Source organism: Variovorax sp. PBS-H4 (assembly GCF_901827205.1).
Taxonomy (GTDB): domain Bacteria; phylum Pseudomonadota; class Gammaproteobacteria; order Burkholderiales; family Burkholderiaceae_C; genus Variovorax.
Map to the genome: position 1 here is coordinate 5,881,036 of NZ_LR594675.1, position 16,605 is coordinate 5,897,640.

The 16,605-nt window shown below is 68.9% G+C and carries 18 protein-coding genes; 6 read left to right on the forward strand and 12 right to left on the reverse strand.

Annotated features, from left to right (window positions below; translation table 11 throughout):
* Window positions 1-2: 2 nt before the first annotated feature.
* The 5 genes from E5CHR_RS27990 to E5CHR_RS28010 all read right to left on the reverse strand — a co-directional run bounded on the left by E5CHR_RS27990 (window position 3) and on the right by E5CHR_RS28010 (window position 4,354).
* Window positions 3-590, reverse strand: coding sequence for a YceI family protein (locus tag E5CHR_RS27990; RefSeq protein ID WP_162583043.1), 588 nt, complete (start codon window positions 588-590; stop codon window positions 3-5).
* Complete coding sequence (locus E5CHR_RS27995; RefSeq protein WP_162583044.1) at window positions 587-1,198, reverse strand: cytochrome b; 612 nt, start codon at window positions 1,196-1,198, stop codon at window positions 587-589. The genes E5CHR_RS27990 and E5CHR_RS27995 overlap by 4 nt, the downstream gene beginning before the upstream one ends.
* A gap of 199 nt (window positions 1,199-1,397) precedes the next feature.
* Entirely contained in the window at window positions 1,398-1,667 is a 270-nt protein-coding gene (locus E5CHR_RS28000) for a hypothetical protein (protein ID WP_162583045.1), read from the reverse strand.
* A 120-nt stretch (window positions 1,668-1,787) separates the two neighbouring features.
* Entirely contained in the window at window positions 1,788-3,692 is a 1,905-nt protein-coding gene (locus E5CHR_RS28005; protein ID WP_162583046.1) for a sensor histidine kinase, read from the reverse strand.
* Window positions 3,692-4,354, reverse strand: a complete 663-nt coding sequence (locus tag E5CHR_RS28010) for a response regulator (RefSeq protein WP_162583047.1) — start codon at window positions 4,352-4,354, stop codon at window positions 3,692-3,694. Before E5CHR_RS28010 ends, E5CHR_RS28005 begins: the two co-directional genes overlap by 1 nt.
* A 118-nt stretch (window positions 4,355-4,472) precedes the next feature.
* Between E5CHR_RS28010 and E5CHR_RS28015 the strand changes: the two genes are divergently transcribed.
* Together E5CHR_RS28015 and E5CHR_RS28020 are read left to right on the forward strand one after the other, a co-directional pair.
* Window positions 4,473-5,717: a THUMP domain-containing class I SAM-dependent RNA methyltransferase gene (locus E5CHR_RS28015; protein WP_162583048.1), complete on the forward strand. Its 1,245-nt coding sequence runs from the start codon at window positions 4,473-4,475 to the stop codon at window positions 5,715-5,717.
* 399 nt (window positions 5,718-6,116) lie between these two features.
* Window positions 6,117-6,254, forward strand: coding sequence for a hypothetical protein (locus E5CHR_RS28020; protein WP_162583049.1), 138 nt, complete (start codon window positions 6,117-6,119; stop codon window positions 6,252-6,254).
* Window positions 6,255-6,288: 34 nt separating this feature from the next.
* On the opposite strand, the gene E5CHR_RS28025 is transcribed toward E5CHR_RS28020, so the two are convergent.
* Complete coding sequence (locus E5CHR_RS28025) at window positions 6,289-6,867, reverse strand: GNAT family N-acetyltransferase (RefSeq protein WP_162583050.1); 579 nt, start codon at window positions 6,865-6,867, stop codon at window positions 6,289-6,291.
* A 59-nt stretch (window positions 6,868-6,926) separates the two neighbouring features.
* A complete protein-coding gene (locus E5CHR_RS28030) occupies window positions 6,927-7,355 on the reverse strand; it encodes a CBS domain-containing protein (RefSeq protein ID WP_162583051.1) in 429 nt (142 codons plus the stop codon).
* A 233-nt stretch (window positions 7,356-7,588) separates the two neighbouring features.
* Between E5CHR_RS28030 and E5CHR_RS28035 the strand changes: the two genes are divergently transcribed.
* Together E5CHR_RS28035 and E5CHR_RS28040 are read left to right on the forward strand one after the other, a co-directional pair.
* Entirely contained in the window at window positions 7,589-10,474 is a 2,886-nt protein-coding gene (locus E5CHR_RS28035; RefSeq protein WP_162583052.1) for a C1 family peptidase, read from the forward strand.
* A gap of 675 nt (window positions 10,475-11,149) precedes the next feature.
* The gene (locus E5CHR_RS28040; RefSeq protein ID WP_162583053.1) at window positions 11,150-11,551 is read left to right on the forward strand and encodes a putative toxin-antitoxin system toxin component, PIN family; all 402 of its coding nucleotides are present in this window, start codon (window positions 11,150-11,152) and stop codon (window positions 11,549-11,551) included.
* 98 nt (window positions 11,552-11,649) lie between these two features.
* Here the strand turns inward: E5CHR_RS28040 and E5CHR_RS28045 are convergent, their stop codons facing one another.
* The gene (locus E5CHR_RS28045; protein ID WP_162583054.1) at window positions 11,650-12,561 is read right to left on the reverse strand and encodes a hypothetical protein; all 912 of its coding nucleotides are present in this window, start codon (window positions 12,559-12,561) and stop codon (window positions 11,650-11,652) included.
* A gap of 102 nt (window positions 12,562-12,663) precedes the next feature.
* Here E5CHR_RS28045 and E5CHR_RS28050 point away from each other — a divergent pair, with 102 nt between their 5' ends.
* Both E5CHR_RS28050 and E5CHR_RS28055 read left to right on the forward strand, forming a co-directional pair.
* On the forward strand, window positions 12,664-13,434 hold the full coding sequence (locus E5CHR_RS28050) for a YecA/YgfB family protein (RefSeq protein WP_162583055.1): 771 nt from the start codon (window positions 12,664-12,666) through the stop codon (window positions 13,432-13,434).
* Window positions 13,424-14,662, forward strand: a complete 1,239-nt coding sequence (locus tag E5CHR_RS28055) for an MFS transporter (RefSeq protein ID WP_232062222.1) — start codon at window positions 13,424-13,426, stop codon at window positions 14,660-14,662. Before E5CHR_RS28050 ends, E5CHR_RS28055 begins: the two co-directional genes overlap by 11 nt.
* 16 nt (window positions 14,663-14,678) lie before the next feature.
* Here E5CHR_RS28055 and E5CHR_RS28060 read toward each other — a convergent pair whose 3' ends face one another.
* Genes E5CHR_RS28060 through E5CHR_RS28075 form a run of 4 tightly spaced genes read right to left on the reverse strand, consistent with a single transcriptional unit; the run spans window position 14,679 to window position 16,562 of the window.
* On the reverse strand, window positions 14,679-14,984 hold the full coding sequence (locus E5CHR_RS28060; RefSeq protein ID WP_162583056.1) for a GNAT family N-acetyltransferase: 306 nt from the start codon (window positions 14,982-14,984) through the stop codon (window positions 14,679-14,681).
* Window positions 14,981-15,466 carry a nuclear transport factor 2 family protein gene (locus E5CHR_RS28065; RefSeq protein ID WP_162583057.1) on the reverse strand — a complete coding sequence of 162 codons (486 nt, stop codon included), beginning with the start codon at window positions 15,464-15,466 and terminating at the stop codon, window positions 14,981-14,983. Before E5CHR_RS28065 ends, E5CHR_RS28060 begins: the two co-directional genes overlap by 4 nt.
* Before the next feature lie 20 nt (window positions 15,467-15,486).
* Window positions 15,487-15,996 carry a CinA family protein gene (locus tag E5CHR_RS28070; RefSeq protein ID WP_443083102.1) on the reverse strand — a complete coding sequence of 170 codons (510 nt, stop codon included), beginning with the start codon at window positions 15,994-15,996 and terminating at the stop codon, window positions 15,487-15,489.
* Window positions 15,997-16,001: 5 nt separating this feature from the next.
* Window positions 16,002-16,562 (reverse strand): phosphatidylglycerophosphatase A family protein, encoded by a 561-nt coding sequence (locus E5CHR_RS28075; RefSeq protein ID WP_162583058.1) that lies wholly within the window; start codon window positions 16,560-16,562, stop codon window positions 16,002-16,004.
* Between the last annotated feature and the right edge of the window lie 43 nt (window positions 16,563-16,605).

Here is a 16,605-nt window from a genome sequence, read left to right on the forward strand (position 1 = left end):
AGTCAGAGGGGACGCAGGCCTGTGAGGACCAGCTTGAAGCGCACCTGCACTTCGTCGCCGATCATCGCGGTGTCGGCCCATTCGCCTTCGCCGACCTTGAAGGCGAGGCGCTGGATTGCAAAGCTTCCGGCGGCGGTCGAGCGGTCCGCGGATTGGGTGATCGTCACGGGCACCGTGAGTTCCTGGGTATGGCCCTTGATCGTCAAGCGTCCGGCGATCTCGAAGCGGCCGCCACCGAGGCTCTTGATCGCGCTGGACTGGAAGCTGGCTTTAGGGAAGCGCGCGGTGTCGAACCAGGGCGCCTTGGGCAGTTCGGCATCGCTCTGCGGCACGCCGAGCGTGGCGCTCGCCATGTCGATCTGCAGCGCCACGGTGCCGCCCTCGGGCTGCTTCGGATCGAAGGCGATCTGGGCATCGAACTTCTGGAACTGGCCCTCGACCGGCACGCCCATCTGCTTGCTGACGAAACCGATCCGGCTGGAGGCCGGTACGAGCTGCGCCACGGGCTCGGCGCCAGCCATCGTCGTGGCCGAAGCGAATGTCAGCGCGGCCACGCACAGGGCGCGCCACGCGGGGTCGAGAAGGCTCATCTTGCGTGTCCCTGGTGCGAAAACGGCCACATGCGATCCATCAAGCCGTCGTGGTCGATGAAGTGGTGCTTGAGTGCCGCCATCGCATGCAGCAGCACCACGGCCCCCAACGCGAAGGCGCAGCCGTGGTGCAGCGGTTTCAGCACGGCCTCGGCGAACGCCTTGTCCACCGCCACGAGGTCCGGCAGCGGCACCAGGCCCAGCCAGACGACGGGAAAGCCGAGCGCCGAGCTGTAGGCCCAGCCAGACAGCGGCACCGCGAAGAGCAGCAGGTAGAGCAGCAGGTGCGTGCCGCGGTGCGCCACCAATTGCCAGCCCGGCATCGCACTCGTGATGCAGGTCGGCAATGGCGGCGGCTGATGCGACAGCCGCCACAGCAGCCGCAGCGCCATCAGTCCCAGGATGGTGATGCCGGCCCACTTGTGCCAGTTGAAGAGCTTGAGCCGCAGCGGCGAGAAGGGCAGCCCGCTCATGTAAAGGCCGACGCTGAAAGAGGTGACGATCATCAGCGCGAGCAGCCAGTGCAGCGCCATGGCGACCGCCCCGTAGCGCCTTGCGGCAACGCGGTGGGTGGCTGCGGGCTCCGGATTCAGCGGCTCGACGTGCATGGGCGGAGCATAAGGCCACCGCTGCACGCCAGCCCCGCCGGCGGGAGGGAGTCGAGCTAGCCGAGGCTCCAGCGCGCGATCAGCAGCAGCCCAGGTCCCAGCACCAGCAGCAGCATGAAGGGCACGACCGCCCAGGGCGCGTCTTGCCGCTTTGTGTTTTCCAGTGTCTTCATGGCAATCTTCCCTCGATGGCAGACGCTCAGAAGGTGGCAACCGCTTCGTCCGGCACCGGTTCGGCGTTGTGCAGCACCTCGCTTGCAGCCGGGACCGCGAAGGCCCTGACGTCCGTTTCCATCGGCGCGGCAACCGCGGAGGCGGAAGCTTGGCTTGCCCTCACCTCCCAACGGCCAAGCAGGATCATTGCCGCAAGCAGCGCAACGGCCAGCGTCGCGGAAAACAGCAGTTGCGGCATGCGGCGCCGCAGGCGGGCAGGCCGATTGACGAAGACCGTGTGCGGATGCGGTTGCATGGCGGTTCCTTCCTTGCCTCATCGAAATGCGCGACGTGCGCATGGATGGACTCTAGAAAAGAAGGGCGCCGCCGAAAATTCCGCATTCGCGGCGGGCATCCCGCATTCGCGGGAGTCGGCTCAGGCTGCCGCTGCCATGGAAGCCGCCATCGGGAGGCGCAGCACGACGCAGCAGCCGCCCGTGCCCGCCGGGCGAAGCGCGAGCGTGCCGCCCAGCCGCTCGGCGCGCGAGCGCATGTTGAGCAGCCCACGGCCGCCCTGCCGGCCAGGCTCGGCATCCAGCCCGCAGCCGTTGTCTTCGATCTCCATCTCCAGCATCTCGCCCGCGCACCGCAGCCGCACCTGCACCCACGTGGCGCGCGCGTGCTTGAGCACGTTGGTCAGCGCCTCCTGGGCCACGCGCAGCAGTTGCAGCGCGGCGTGCGGCGAGACCGTCGCGCTGCCGTCGGGCAGGTCGACGTCCCAGCCGGAGCGCACGCCGGCCGCGAGCAGCTGCGGCTCCCAGCGGAACCGGAAGTCGCCCAGGGCCGCCCCCAGGTCGTGCTCGCCGGAGGCCAAGGCGTCCAGCGCCAGCCGCATGTCGGCGATGCAGGCGCGCAGCGCGCCAGCGATCTCGCCCTCGTCCATGTCGCCGCGTTCGACTCGCGACAGCGAGGTGAAGAGCTGCGAGCCCAGGCCGTCGTGCAGGTCCCGCATGATCAGTTGGCGCTCCTCGGCGGCGGCATGCTCGCGCTCCAGCGCGGCCAGGCGCGCGTAGTTGTCGGCCAGGGCGCGCTCGCGATCGGCCACCCGCGTCTCCAGTGTGCGGTTGAGTTCCTCCAGCGAATGAAGAGTGCGCAGGAAACGCGCCGTCAGCAGCGCCCCCATGGCCAGCAGCAGGGTGTTGGAGCCGTAGTGAAGCAGGTGGATGCGGTGGCCGGTCCATTCCGGAAAAAAGCGCCCGAGCAGGCCCGGGTCCCAGGTCAGCAGGTAGTCGTGGATCCCCACCAGCACTGCGAAGGCCATCACGGCTGAGAGCGCGGCGGCGGTCAGCGTACCGCGTCGCCGCGCATACACGAAGGCGACTGCGATGATCAAGAGTCCCACGCCCACCATGCCGCCCTGCCACCAACGCGCGATGGCCTGCTCCGCCGCGAAACCGCCCAGCGCAAACCAAAGCGGCCCCACCAGCCCGTAGCCGACCAGCGCCCGGTCCAGCCACACTCTGCGCATGCCCGCGTAGTGAAGCGTGAACACCGCCATGACGATCACGAACCCACCCGTGGCGCATTGGTAGAGGACGCGCCACCACTGCCACGCAGCAATCGGCAAGGTGTCGATCAGGAACGTCATGGTTCGCACGGCCCAAAGTACCGCGGCCAACCCGAACAGCCCGTAGAGCGACTCTTCCGGGCGACGCCACCAGATGAAGGCGACGAAGCCGGCCACCAGCAGCGAGACCAGCACGGTGAGCTCGGGCACCGTGCGAACCCAGAAGAGGCGCCGGTTGTGCAGCGGCTGGATTTCGTCCTGCGGCCCGATGCTGATTTGCGGGAACCGCAGCGGATAGTCCCTGGAAGGCGTGGCGCGGATGGCGAGCTCGTTGTAGCCAGGGCGCAGCAACGACGCGGGCAGCAGCGCCGCCTGCGGCCGGTAGGTGCGCGCATGGACCGTTTCGCTGCGCTCCGCCACGCTGCCGATGAGGCTGCCGTTGAGCCAGATCTCGCCGCCGTCGTAGAAGTACGGCACGTAGACGGCCCATTGAACCTGGCGCGCGGGGTCGTCCGGGTAGTCGAAGCCGAGGCGGTACCAGGCGGGCGCGCGCGCCAGCGCCGGGCGCGAATAGCCGGCGTCATCGGGCAAGGTCACCGGCTGCCAGGCGGCGCCTGGCGGCGGCGGCGTCCGCTCCACCGCAGGGGCCGAGAGCACGGCGACGTTGCGCGGCGACTGGAGCGCCGCCGCAGAGCCGCCCGCGATGCCGACCAGGACCAGCAGCAGCAGCGCCAACCCCGCCGCCCGCGCGCAGGGATGGCGCGTGCCGCGCATCACAGAAGCCCCATCTGGCTCGCTTCGTACACCGCCTCGCCGCGCGAATGCACGGCCAGCTTGCGGTAGATCTTCTTCACATGGGCCACCACCGTGTGCGGCGAGATCCCGGTCAGCTCGCCGATGGTCTCGAAGCTCAGGCCCTTGGCAGCCAGCCGCAGGATCTCGGTCTCGCGCTCCGTGAGCGGCGAAGGCGGCGCCTCCCTGGGCGCTGGCTGCGCGGGCGGCGTCGGCGCAGCACTGATGCGAAAGCGCGCCAGGACGCGCCGTGCGATGCTCGGGCTGATGGGCGAGCCGCCGGCGCGCAGCTCGTGGATGCTGGCCGCGATGTGCCCGGCGCCCGCATCCTTCAACAGGTAGCCGGTGGCGCCGGCCTCGATCGAGGCCACCACGTGCTGGTCGTCGCCGAACATGGTGACCACCAGCACGTCGCACTGCGGATGCCGGCGCGCCGCGTGGCGGATCACTTCCACGCCGTCGATGTCGGGCAGCCCCAGGTCGACCAGCATCACGTCGGGCGGCTGGGCATCCAGCATCGCGATCGCCGCGCGCCCGGTGCCCACCACGCCGGCGAGGGCGAGGCCCGGGTCGGCGAGCACCGCCTCCGAGAAGCGGCGCATGAACTCGGGTGTGTCTTCGACGATCAGCACGCTGGTGGTCATGGCAGCCCCTGTTGCGATGCGGCAATGCGACCGGGGGATTTTCCCACCGCGCCCGCGCCCGGCCATAGCGCAAACGCGGTACGGGACGCATGGGATACTGGCCGGCGATTCCCCCGACATGAACGACCTTTCCCTTTTCCTGCCCTGCGCCGCCGGCGTGGAGGACTTCCTGGCCCAGGAGGTGCACGCGCTGACCGGCCGCGCCGGCGATGAGCTCCTGGTCCTGCGCGGCGGCGTGCGCGTGCGCGCCGACTGGCGCGAAGCCCTGAAGCTCAACCTGCACTGCCGCCTCGCCCAACGCGTGCTGATCGAGCTGGCCCACGCGCCCTATCGGGACGAGCACGATCTCTACGACATCGCAGGCGGCGTGGCCTGGGAGCTCTGGTTCACGCCGAAGAACACTTTCAAGATCGAGACCACGGCCCAGCACAGTCCGCTCAAGAGCCTCAACTTCGCGACCTTGCGCATCAAGGACGCCATCGCCGACCGCTTCCGCGCCAAGGCCAACGGCGTGCGCCCCAGCATCGAGACCCAGTGGCCCGACGCGCGCGTCTTCGCGCACCTGGACGCGGAGCACTGCACGCTTTACATCGATAGTTCCGGCGAGCCGCTCTTCAAGCGCGGCTGGCGCCAGGACAAGGGCGACGCGCCGCTGAAGGAGACGCTGGCTGCGGCCATGCTGGCCGCCAGCGGCTGGTGGAACCCCGAGCGCGGCGAGGTCTCGCAGGTACCGCTGTACGACCCGTGCTGCGGCAGCGGCACCATCGCCATCGAGGCCGCGCAGCTGGCGTTGGGCATTGCGCCAGGGGCCCAGCGGCGCTTCGGCTTCGAGAAGCTGCTGCCCTTCCAGGCGCATGTGTGGCAGGGTCTCAAGGCCGAGGCACAGGCCGCGGTGAAGGAGGCGCTGCCGCTGCCCATCTTCGGCTCCGACGTGTCGCACCGCATGGTCGACTTCGCCGAACGCAATGCCGAGCGCGCGGGCGTGGCCGGTGCCGTGCAGCTGCGCGGCGGCGACGCACTGCAGCGCATGCCGCCGGCCGAGTCCGGCGTGATCGTGCTCAACCCGCCCTATGGCGAGCGCATCGAGGTCGCCGGCGTGGCGCGCGAGGGCCGCGGCAACCGCGGAAGCCGTGAAGAGGCCCAGACCGAGGACGGCGGCGAGTTCTTCGTGCAGCTCGCCAGTCACTGGAAGAAACACTACGCCGGCTGGACCGCCTGGGTGCTCACGCCCGACCTGCAGTTGCCCAAGCGCATGCGGCTCAAGGAGTCGCGCCGGGTGCCGATGTGGAACGGGCCGATCGAGTGCCGGCTGTTCCGCTTCGACATGGTCGCGGGCTCCGCGCGCAGCAGGACGGTTGCATAAAGCACACAGAGCGCAAGGAGAACGCGCCCCCCGGTTGACCCTGCCATGTTGCCTTGCAACAATCTCGCATCTTCATTTCGGAGCCTCGTGCGTGGACAGTGCCAGTCGAATCAGCGATGTGACGCGAACCCCGTCGTTTGCGGCATCTTCGGCACCCCAGTAGCGCAGCTCCCATGCGCTGCACGCCGAATCCGCCGCAGCGCAAAGCCTGTTACCCGCAGGCGCTTCTTCTTTCCCAGGTCCGCCTCGCCTCGCTGATGCATGCAGCCGTTGGTGCGCAGCCGCGCACTGCATGGCCGCAGTTGCCTGGATCGTCTTCCCGCGGGCTCTTCACTGCGAAGGAGCCTTGTCATGTGCCCACGGACGAACGCCAATCCGCCCGCTCACACGAGTGATCGGGTGACTTCATCGCCTGGCCCGGCCGAAAAGGAAAGCCCGCTGGACCAAGCCCAGTCGCTGGACCGGACCGGCCTGTGGCCCTGCCGGCGCATCCGCAACTTCCTGCTTGCGCAGCAACCCGCGCGCGCGCAGCGCTGAAGGTGCCGAGGGCGCAGTGAACGGAGCAACGGCCTCAGAGATCGATACGGTATCGCCACTCGGGCGTGCCGCCCAGCTCAGGCATCTTGATGAACTTCTCGACGAGGACGCCGCCGTTGGTGCAGATCACCCGCTGCGATGCCAGGTTCTCGGGACTGGTGGTGATCTCGACATAGCCCAACCCTTCGGCGCGGGCGTCGCGCAGTATCGACCCGAGCGCTCGAGTGGCGTGGCCCCGGCCACTCTTCCATGGCACCACGGCGTACCCGATGTGGCCCAGGCAGTACGCAGGCAAGGCGTTGCTGCCGCGCTGCCAGCGCAAGGAAATGCTGCCGCAGAACTCGCCGTCCCAGATCCAGCGCCGATAGCCGGGCAATCGGGGCACGACGGTACCGTCCGGCAGCGCGACCGGCAGCCCGGTGGCTTCGCGGTCGACCATCCCTGCGAGAAAGCGCGCGGGGTCGGCCCTGATCCGCGCCAGCTCCTCGAATCCCGCTGCGGGCACCAGGTTGTTGGGCGACCAGCCGCGCTCGAGCGCCGCAACATAGCTGGAAAGATATTTGCGCGCGGGCCAGACCAGTTCGCTGGCCGCGCAGTCATCGGGATGAGGCATGTTGTGAGTACTTCGCTTGCGCCGACCTCGACGCCGTCGCAGCGCAGCATGCCACGGCCTCAGCTCTGGATGTAGTTGCGCAGCTGCTCGATGGTCTCTTCGTGGTCCGCAATGATGTCGTCCATCAGGTCGCGGATGGAGATCATGCCGGCCACCCGGTCACCGTCCACCACCGGCAGGTGGCGGATGCGCTTCTGGCTCATCAGTGCCATGCACTCGCGCGTGCGGGTGGAAGGCGTCACCGTCAGCACATCGGGCGTCATCAGCTCGGCCACCAGCACCTCCTTTGAATTGCGCCCCTGCAGCGCGACCTTGCGCGTGTAGTCGCGCTCGGAGATCACGCCGACCAGCTTGTCGTGCGTCATGACCATCAGCGCGCCGACCTCGTGCCGGGCCAGTGCCTCCAGCGCGTCGAACATGGTGGCGCCCGGTTCGATGCGCCAGACGGCCGAGTTGCGGCGCTTGAGCAGTTCGGAGACGGGTTTCATGGGGTCGCAGCTCCCGAAGAGGGTTGGATCACCGCAGCCCATGCAAGGGCCGCGCCAGCGCCCATCGTAGACGCTGCGCGCGACATCCGGGATGCAATGCACGGCGCGCGAGCGGGGGCATCGGCACGAATGTCGCGGCCGACGGTCTAGCCGGTTCGAGGGATGGACACCCGCCGGTGCACGCAGCACCATGCGTCGCGCGGCGGACACCCATCGCCGCCCGAGGAGCTGCGATGCACATCCTGATGAGCAAGGGAAGCGCCGGAGAAGACGTCGATCGGCTGCGCTCTGCGCTCGCCAAGGCCCTTGGCGAGGACGCGAAGCTGTTCCCCTCGCTACAAGCCTCCGGCACGCCGATCGACGAAGACTTCGATGCCGCGATCCGCCGCTGGCAGGCCGGCGTCGGCCTGATCGGCGACGGTGTGGTCGGCCCACGCTGCCAGCTGCTGCTGGACCTGCTCGCGATCGACACCAGCAAGTTCGAGCTCACGCTCAACGTCGGCCACGTGAGCCGGCTGTTTCCCGCCACCAAGCCGGCCAACATCGCGCGCTACCTGCCCTACATCGAGGCCGCGCTCGGCGTGGCGGAGCTGACGGACCGCGCGATGATCCTGTGCGCCCTGGGCACGATCCGCGCCGAAACCGAGGGCTTCGTGCCTATCGCGGAGGGGCAGTCCAAGTTCAACACGCCGCCGGGCGGCGCGCCCTTCAGCCTGTACGACACGCGCGCCGCGCTGGGCAACAGCCGGCCCGGCGACGGCGAGCGCTACCGCGGCCGCGGCTTCGTGCAGCTGACCGGGAAGGACAACTACACCCGCTACGGCCAGCGCATCGGCGTTCCGCTCGACGCCGTGCCGGACCGCGCCAACGCCCCGGAGGTCGCGGCGGTGCTGCTCGCGCTCTACCTCTCGGACAAGGCGAGCAAGGCCCGCCAGGCGATCAGCAGCGGCGACTTCGCGCAGGCGCGCCGGCTGGTCAACGGCGGCGCGCATGGCCTGGACCGCTTCAAGGACGTGTTCGAGCGCGCTGCTGTGGTGTGGCCCGCACCGCGTGTCGGTGTGGGCGCCGCCCGTCGCGCAGCCGCCGCTTCCGGCGGTGAGGCAGCGGCTTCGCGCCGCTCCACGGTCTCCCGCACCCGCAGGGACGCAGCCGACCTGCGCGACCGGCTGTTTATGCCGAGCGCGATCAGCCTGCCCGACGACTTTCCGCCAGCCGAGGAGGTGCGCCAGTACCTGCCGGCCTACGCGCGAGCCGGCCTGATCCTGGACCAGGGCCGCGAAGGCGCCTGTACCGGCTTCGGCCTCAGCTGCGTCATCAACTACCTGCGCTGGGTCAAGTCGGGCCTGCCGCGGAAGATGGAATCCGTGAGCCCGCGGATGCTCTACACCCTGGCGCGCCGGCACGACGAGTACGAAGGCGAGAACTACGAGGGCTCGAGCTGCCGCGGGGCGCTCAAGGGTTGGTTCAATCACGGCGTCTGCCTGGAAACGGACTGGCCGTACCTGCCCGAGAAGGCAAACCCCGCCAAGTACGGCTTCGCGACGCGGGCAGCGCAGAACACGGTGGGCATCTACTACCGCATCGACACCGGCTCCATCACCGACGTGCAGGCCGCCATCGCGCAGCACCGCGCGGTGTTCGTGTCCGCCTTCACTCACGCCGGGTGGGACGCCGTCCCGACCGCGGCCGCGCCCAAGCGACATGCCGATCTGCCGCTCATTGCCTTCGACGGCCGCCGCTCCGAGACGGGCGGCCACGCCTTCGCACTGATCGGCTTCAATGCGCAGGGCTTCATCGTGCAGAACTCCTGGGGCAAGGGTTGGGGCGCGGGCGGCTTCGCGGTACTGGGCTACCTCGACTGGCTGGCCCACGCCATGGACGCCTGGGTGGTCTCGCTGGGCGTGCCCGGTGTGATTGCCGGCCAACTGGCCGCCGGCGGCAGCGGCGCCGCGGGCCTGACCAGCGCCGACCGCAGCAAGTGGTGGGACACCGGCATGGCCTACAGGCACAGCGTGGTGCTTGGCAACGACGGCCGCGTGAGCCGCTACCTCACCGAGGACGAGCCGCCGCGCAAGCTGCAGCAGCAGGCGTGCGTCCTGCCCGACGACTGGTTCCGCAAGCAGGCGGCGGCGCGCAAGCGGCTGGTGCTCTACGTGCACGGCGGCCTCAACGATGAGGACGAGGCGATCAAGCGCGCCAGCGCCATGGGCCGCTACTTCACCGGCAACGGCTGCTACCCCCTGTTCCTGGTCTGGAAGACGGGCTTTCTGGAATCGGTGACCGACGTGATCGCCGACGCTTTCAGGCGCGAGCCGGCCCGCGCCGGTTTCGGCGAATGGTTCAGCGAGCAGACCGATTTGTTGATCGAGAAGACCGTCGGCCGCCCGGCGGCGCGCCCGCTGTGGAGCGAGATGAAGGAAAACGCCGGCCTGGCCTTTGCCGAGCGGCGCGGCGGCGACCTGCTGCTGGACGCGATGCAGGCCCTCTGCGCAAACTGGGGCGAGCAATTCGAGCTGCACCTGATCGGCCATTCGGCGGGATCGATCGCCATCGGCCACCTGCTCGCTGCGCTGGCGGCTCGCAAGCGCGCCGGCCGCGATGGCGGCTTGAGCGGGCGCGTGGCCTCGATCAACCTTCATGCACCGGCCTGCTCGGTCTCCTTTGCGAACCGTCACTACGGCGGCGACGCGGCCGTGATGGAGCGCCTGCACATGGAGGTGCTCACCGACGAGATCGAGCGTCGGGACACCGTGGGGCCGATTTACCGCAAGTCGCTGCTGTACCTCGTCTCCAACGCGTTGGAGGCCGACCTGCACACGCCGATCCTCGGCCTGGACCGCGTCAACGACGAAGGCGACTCGGGCTGGGACGGCTCCTCCGACACCGGCGAGGCACTGGCGCTGTGGCGCCAAGCCGCCAAGGCCTCCAAGCTGGAGGCCCGCACCCATCGCATCGAGGGGCCGCGCATCGAGGTGGCGCTCGGTGCCGACGGACAGCCGCTGCTGCAGGCGGCGACGCATGGCGGGTTCGACAACGACATCGGGCTGATGACGCGGACGCTGGAGCGCATTACCGGCGGCGAGCTGGCGCTGCCGGTAGAGGATCTGCGGGGGTTTTAAGTGGCGGCGGGCGGGGGGAGAAGAGTTGATGCGGCATGGCGCGATACCGCCCCCGACGAGGAACGGTTCGATCTTCATGGCCAAACTCCGTTGTAATTGAGCACTGCTTTGAAATCGTCCGCAAAGTGCGTCGCACCTGTCCTGAGGCCGGATCAAGCAACCAGCATCCCGTGTGCGGGCGAAATTACTGTTGACCTGCGCTGTCCGATTTGCAGCAGTATCTGAAACTTTGAGAGACTTGGTGAGCCTTCTTCTCTCTTAAGACATATCCAAGCGGTCGAACTCTCTCGCAAAAGCTTCAAGGCACTCACCGACGTTCAAGTGATATTTTCAGAGAGCCGTAGCCGCTGCCAGTTGAAGAAATACCGTATCGGCAAGAACATCGTCGCATTGCTAAAACGGCACGCCTCGTAGCTCCGCAACCAGCGCGAGATACATGGCGATCGAAAAACATCGATGTGCGCGATATCAATACGTGCGCTGGCAATACGTGCGCTGGCAATGCAGCGATTTTTTTATTCACCGGCGAACCTCTCTTTTTTTGGTGTCGCGGACTGTAGTCGAGGCGAGAGCAAACCAAAACTGGTTTTATATCGCGCGAATCGTGCGACTCTCCTTTCGGTACATGTCCTGCGGCATCTCCCCGATCGTGAACAGCCGCTAGCATCGCCGCCCATGCGCATCGTCATCGACACCAACATCGCCCTCGACCTGCTGGTCTTCGACGATCCGAGTTGCGCGGCGCTGCTCGCCGCGCTTCAAGCCGGGGAACTGCAATGGATTGCCACCCCTGCGATGCGCGACGAGCTGGCGCGCGTGCTCAGCTATCGGCTGGTCGCCGAGCGCCTGGCGCGCAAAGGCCGCGACGCCGAGCACGTACTCGCTGCTTTCGATCGGCACGTGCAGCCGATGCAAGAGGTGCCACCCCGCGCGCTGTGTTTGTGCAGCGACCCCGACGACCAGATCTTCGTCGACCTCGCGGTGGCGCAGCGCGCGCGGTTGCTGAGCAAGGACCGCGCGCTGCTCGAGATGCGCAAGCAGCTTGCGGCGCTTGGCGTCGAGGTCGCCACGCAGTGACGCCATGCGCTCGCCGCAACGCATACCCGAGCCGGACCGCGACGGACCCGCATCAAGATTGGGTGAATGCGCCCTGAGCCGGCGCGCCAGCCTCGCGACTAGCGCGTCGCCGGCGGCGGGTCGGCGCAATACCAGCGCCACAGCAGGCGCGCCACCGCACGCGAGCGCTGCGTGTCCCGTCCCCATCGCCGCCCCGCCGGCAGGTGCCGCAGCCAGCGCATGCGCCGCGCCGCCAGGGCCAGGCGCCCGCGCACTTCGTCGCTGGCCTCGGCAAGCGCCGCATGCCAATGGGTGCCGGCGGCTCCCGACGAGGCGGCGCGCACCAGCATGGCGGTGGAGTGCAGGTAGCTGAGCCAATCACGCACCTGGCACTCGGCCAACGGCAGGGTCTCGCCGGGGTCGTCCTCGAAATCGATGTAGCCGATCGCGCCATCGGGGCACAGCACGAGGTTGCGGTCGAAAGCCTGGCTCAGGTAGGTACCGTGCGAGTGAACGTTGGCGATGGCGTCCAGGCCCTCGCGCCACACCGTCAGCAGGGCGCTCGGGCCGACGGCCGCGGCGTGGTCGAGTCGCTCCTGCAGCACCACCGGCGGCCGGCCGCTTTCGCCGAGATCGGAGATCAGCAGGCCATCGGGCTGCTGCGCCAGCACCGCCGGCACGCGCAGGCCGGCAGCGCCCAGGGCGCGCAGACGGCGGGCCTCGGTGGCGATGGCGGCTTCTCCGCCCGGATTGGGCACCGGCGTCAGCACATCCAGTCGCAGCAGCCCTGCCACCATCGCCATCACGTGGTAGCCCAGCTTGCCGTGGGGAGGGCCTGCCTTCTTGAGCCAGACGCGCTCGCTGCCGAGCCGGTGGCTGGCCACCGCCTTGTGCTGGTGCGGCAGCGTGGCGCGCAGGAATTCCGCGTAGTCGCCCGGCTCGAGTGGGGGCTGGTGGGTCTCCAGAGGCGCTGGCGCCGATGCCAGGCTCTTGCGCGTTTGTACGCGCGTAGCGCGTTTCACGGAGTTCATGAGGCCAGGGCTGCCTGTGCGGGTCCGAGGGCCGAGGACGGGGCTGGTGAAATGACGGGTCTCCGGGAGCTTGCTGCATCATAGAGGGCTGCCGCACCTGCCATGACCACGACGCCCCCGCCCTCCCCCGATCAGCCGCCCCTCGGTCCCGAAGACTTCGACGCGCTCGACCAGGCGCTTGACGCCATGCGCGAGCACGACGAGGAAATCCCGCAGTGGGAGTTCTGCGAGGGCTTCATGGCCGCCCTGGTGTGCATGCGCCGGCCGGTCGAGGGCGCGGAGTACTGGCCGGTGCTGCTCGGCGAGAGCTTCGTGCCGGCCCGGCAGATGGAGTTCGTGTGGCGCTGGAAGCGGCGCTGGCTTGAAATGGAAGAGGGCCTGGATGCCGAGGTGCAGTCGCTCGACGACGAGCGCGCCTGGCAGCCCGAGGTGCTCGACACGCGCGGCGCCGTCGCGGCGTTGCCGGAGGAAGAGCGTGGCGAAATTCCCGAGGAAGACATTCCCTCCTTCGCGCAGGTCTGGGCGCTGGGCTTCATGTACGCAGTCGAGAACTGGCCTGAGGAATGGACGCCGCCGCGCGACAAGGAGGCGGCTGCCATCCTGGACGAGGCGCTGGACGCCATCGTCGCCCTGACGGAGGACGACCGCGGCAAGCCCACGCTCTCGATGTACAGCGAGGAGGGTCCGCCCAGCGTGAGCCAGCAGCGGGTGGACGACTTCGGCGACGCCATCTGGGCGGTGTACGACCTGCGCCGGCTCTGGCGCAGCCAGGGGCCGCGGGTGGAGACCCTGCGCAAGGAAGCCACGCCGGGCCGCAACGACCCGTGCCCCTGCGGAAGCGGAAGGAAATACAAGAAGTGCCATGGCGCCTGAGGTGAGCCCGACGCTGCCGGCCCGCAGCGCATGGGCCATGGTGCTGACACTGTGCACGGCCTTCGCGCTCAGCCAGGCCTACCGCACGGTGGGCGCGATCATGGCCGGGCCCTTGCAGGCCGAGTTCAATCTGTCGGCGCAGGACCTGGGCCTGTTTTCCGGGGCTTTCCACTTTGCCTTCGGCGCCATGCAGCTCTTCATGGGCATTGGCATCGACCTGCACGGCGTGCGGCGCACGGTGCTCGTGGCCTTTCCACTGGCGATCGCAGGAGGACTGTTGTCCGCGATGGCGGCCAGCTTCCCGCTGCTGATCGCCGGGCAGGTGCTGATCGGCGTCGGCTGCGCGCCGGCCTTCCTGGTGTGCACCGTGTTCATTGCACGGCACTTCCCCGCGGCACGGTTCGCCTCGGTCTCGGGGCTGGTCCTGGGCATCGGCGGATTAGGCATGCTGCTGACCGGCACGCCCCTCGCGTGGTTGGTGGAGACCCGTTCGTGGCGCATGGGCTTCGCAGTCCTGACGGCCGCTTCGGCGCTGGCCTGGCTCAGCATCCTGTCGTGGGTGCGCGAGCCGGCGCGCGACGAGGCGCAGCCGAAGGAATCGCTGCTTGCCGCGCTTCGCCGCTTCGGCGCGCTGTTCGCGATGCCGCACACGCTGGGCATCCTGCTGCTGGGCTCCGTGTCCTATGCGGCCTTCATCTCGCTGCGCGGGCTGTGGCTGGGGCCGCTGCTGGTGGAGCGCCACGGCTACTCGCTGGTGCAGAGCGGCAACGTGGCACTGGTCATGTCGGTCGTCTCGCTGTTCGGGCCGCCGTTGTTCGGCCGGCTGGACCGCGACGGGCCGGTGCGCCGGCGGCGCATCGTGGCCTGCTGCGCGGCCTACGCCGCGCTGTTCGCCGCAATCGGCATCTTCCACGCGGCCTGGATCGATATCGCGTGCGCCATCGTGATCGGGCTGCTCTCGGGCTTCATCGTGTGGGAGTACGCCGACGTGAGGGTCGCCTACCCGGCTGCGCTCACCGGCCGCGCGATGGCGGTGTTCACCATGGCAATGTTCCTGGGGGTCGCGATGATGCAGTGGCTCACCGGCCTGGCAGCCTCGCTGGCGCAATCGCGGGGCATCGAACCCTACAGCGCCGTGCTGGGGACCATCTCCGCGCTGCTGGTGGCGGGCTGCGCGGCCTTCGCATGGCTGCCGGCGCCGCCGGGCGCGGTGGCCGGCAAGCCCTAGTCGCCGCTGCGGTTGGCTAGATGTGGAAGGCGCGCTGCGTTTCCGGCCGCACCAGGTCCACATACTCGCGGTGCTTGCGGATATAGCCAGCGATGAACTGACACGCCGGGATGACGGCCACGCCCTGCGCCCGCGCCTCGTCGAGGACATGCCGCGCGAGCGCCGAGCCCACGCCCTGCCCCTCGTAGGCGGGGAGCACCTCGGTGTGGGTGAACATCACCGCGTTCGAGAGCAGGTTGTATTCGCAGTAGCCCGCGAGCTGGCCTTCGATGGCGGCTTCGTAGCGGTGGGATTCGGGGTGGTTTGTAATGGTGATCGTCATGGTGTGCGCGCCATGTAGGCGGCGAGGTTCTTGGCGGCGCCGGCGCGGACCTTGTTCTTCAGCATCGGCGTCCAGCCCAGCAAAAGTCCGGGCGGCCCGAGTGCCTGGCGAGACCAGGCCCAGAAGTCGAAGCGGTCGCGCTGGGTTGCGATCAGGCCCCCGGGCGTGAAGCCGAACTCGGAGTCGATCGCGTTGTCGACGATGCGGCCGGTGCTGCTGAATCGGTAGTGCGCATCCCAGTGGGCACGGCCGGTGGCACCATCGGCCTGGACGTCGCGCCACTTGAGTTTCCATACATCGGCGCCCTTGGCGCGCGTGGCCTCGCACAGCATCTTCCACATCGCGCCGACTTCACGGCCGCTCTTCAGCGAGAAGGCCTCGTCGTCGAGGCGCGCATCCGGCGCGTAGCAGGACGCCATGGAGTCGCCGTCGAGCCTGGCAAAGGCCTCGTAAAGGCGCTGGATCGTGGCTTCGTTGGGCATGGGCGGGGATCGTAGCCGAGCTAGGCGCTGCGCAACAGCGCAAGCAGCGTCGCGAGGGCGTGGTGCACCGTGGCTGTACGCACGCGGGCCCGATCACCGTCGAAGCGCCGGCGCTCGGTGTGCACGCGGCCCGCGACCGCCCAGCCGAACCAGACGGTGCCCACCGGCTTCTCCGCGCTGCCGCCTGTCGGGCCGGCCACGCCCGTCACGGCCACAGCGACCTGCGCTACCGACCGCGCCACCGCGCCCGCAGCCATGGCGCGCACGACCGGCTCGCTGACAGCGCCCTCGGCCGAGATGAGCGCCGCGTCGACACCCAGCAGTTCGGTCTTGGCGGCATTCGAGTAGGTGACGAAGCCGCGTTCAAACCAGTTGCTGGACCCGGGCAGATCGGTGCAGGCGCCCGCGATCAGCCCACCGGTGCAGCTCTCGGCCGTCGCCAACATCCAGCCGTGGTGCTGCAGCAGTTCGGCCAGTTGGAGCACCAGCGCGTGCGTGTCGAATTCGGGTGCAGGAGAAGCATGGTTCATGGTCATCACCAGCTGCGAAAGAGGGCGATCACCAGCAGCGTGCAGAAGGCCGCCACCAGATCGTCGAACAGGATGCCGAAGCCCGCCGCCTTCCACGACATGGTGGCCGGCGTGGCCTGGCGCTGCTTGAAGAGCTGGTCGGCCCAGGCCACCGGGCCGGGCTTGGCAGCATCGAAAAGGCGGAACAAGGCGAAAGCCACCAGCTGAGCCAGCAGGCCGGCCGGCAGCACGAGCCATAGCACGAGCCAGAAGCCGACAACCTCGTCCCAGACGATGGCGCCGGGGTCGGCGATGGCCATGTGGCGCGCAGTCACGGTGCAGGCCCACCAGCCGAGGGGCAGCGCGGCGAGGATGATCCACCCGAGAGCGCCCGCCGGAAGCCAACGTTGCATCAGCATGAAGGCGGCCCAGGCCCACAGCGTGCCCACGGTGCCGGGCGCGCGCGGGGCGAGGCCGGCCCCGAAGCCCAGCGCGACCATGTGCGCAGGGTGGACGAGCATGAATCGCAGCGTGGGGCGCCGCAGCGGCAGGATCGGCAGTGCGCCGGAGGCAGGAGCGGATGGCATGGCACGACAGTGTCGCCCAAGATGCGCATCGGCACCCTTTCGA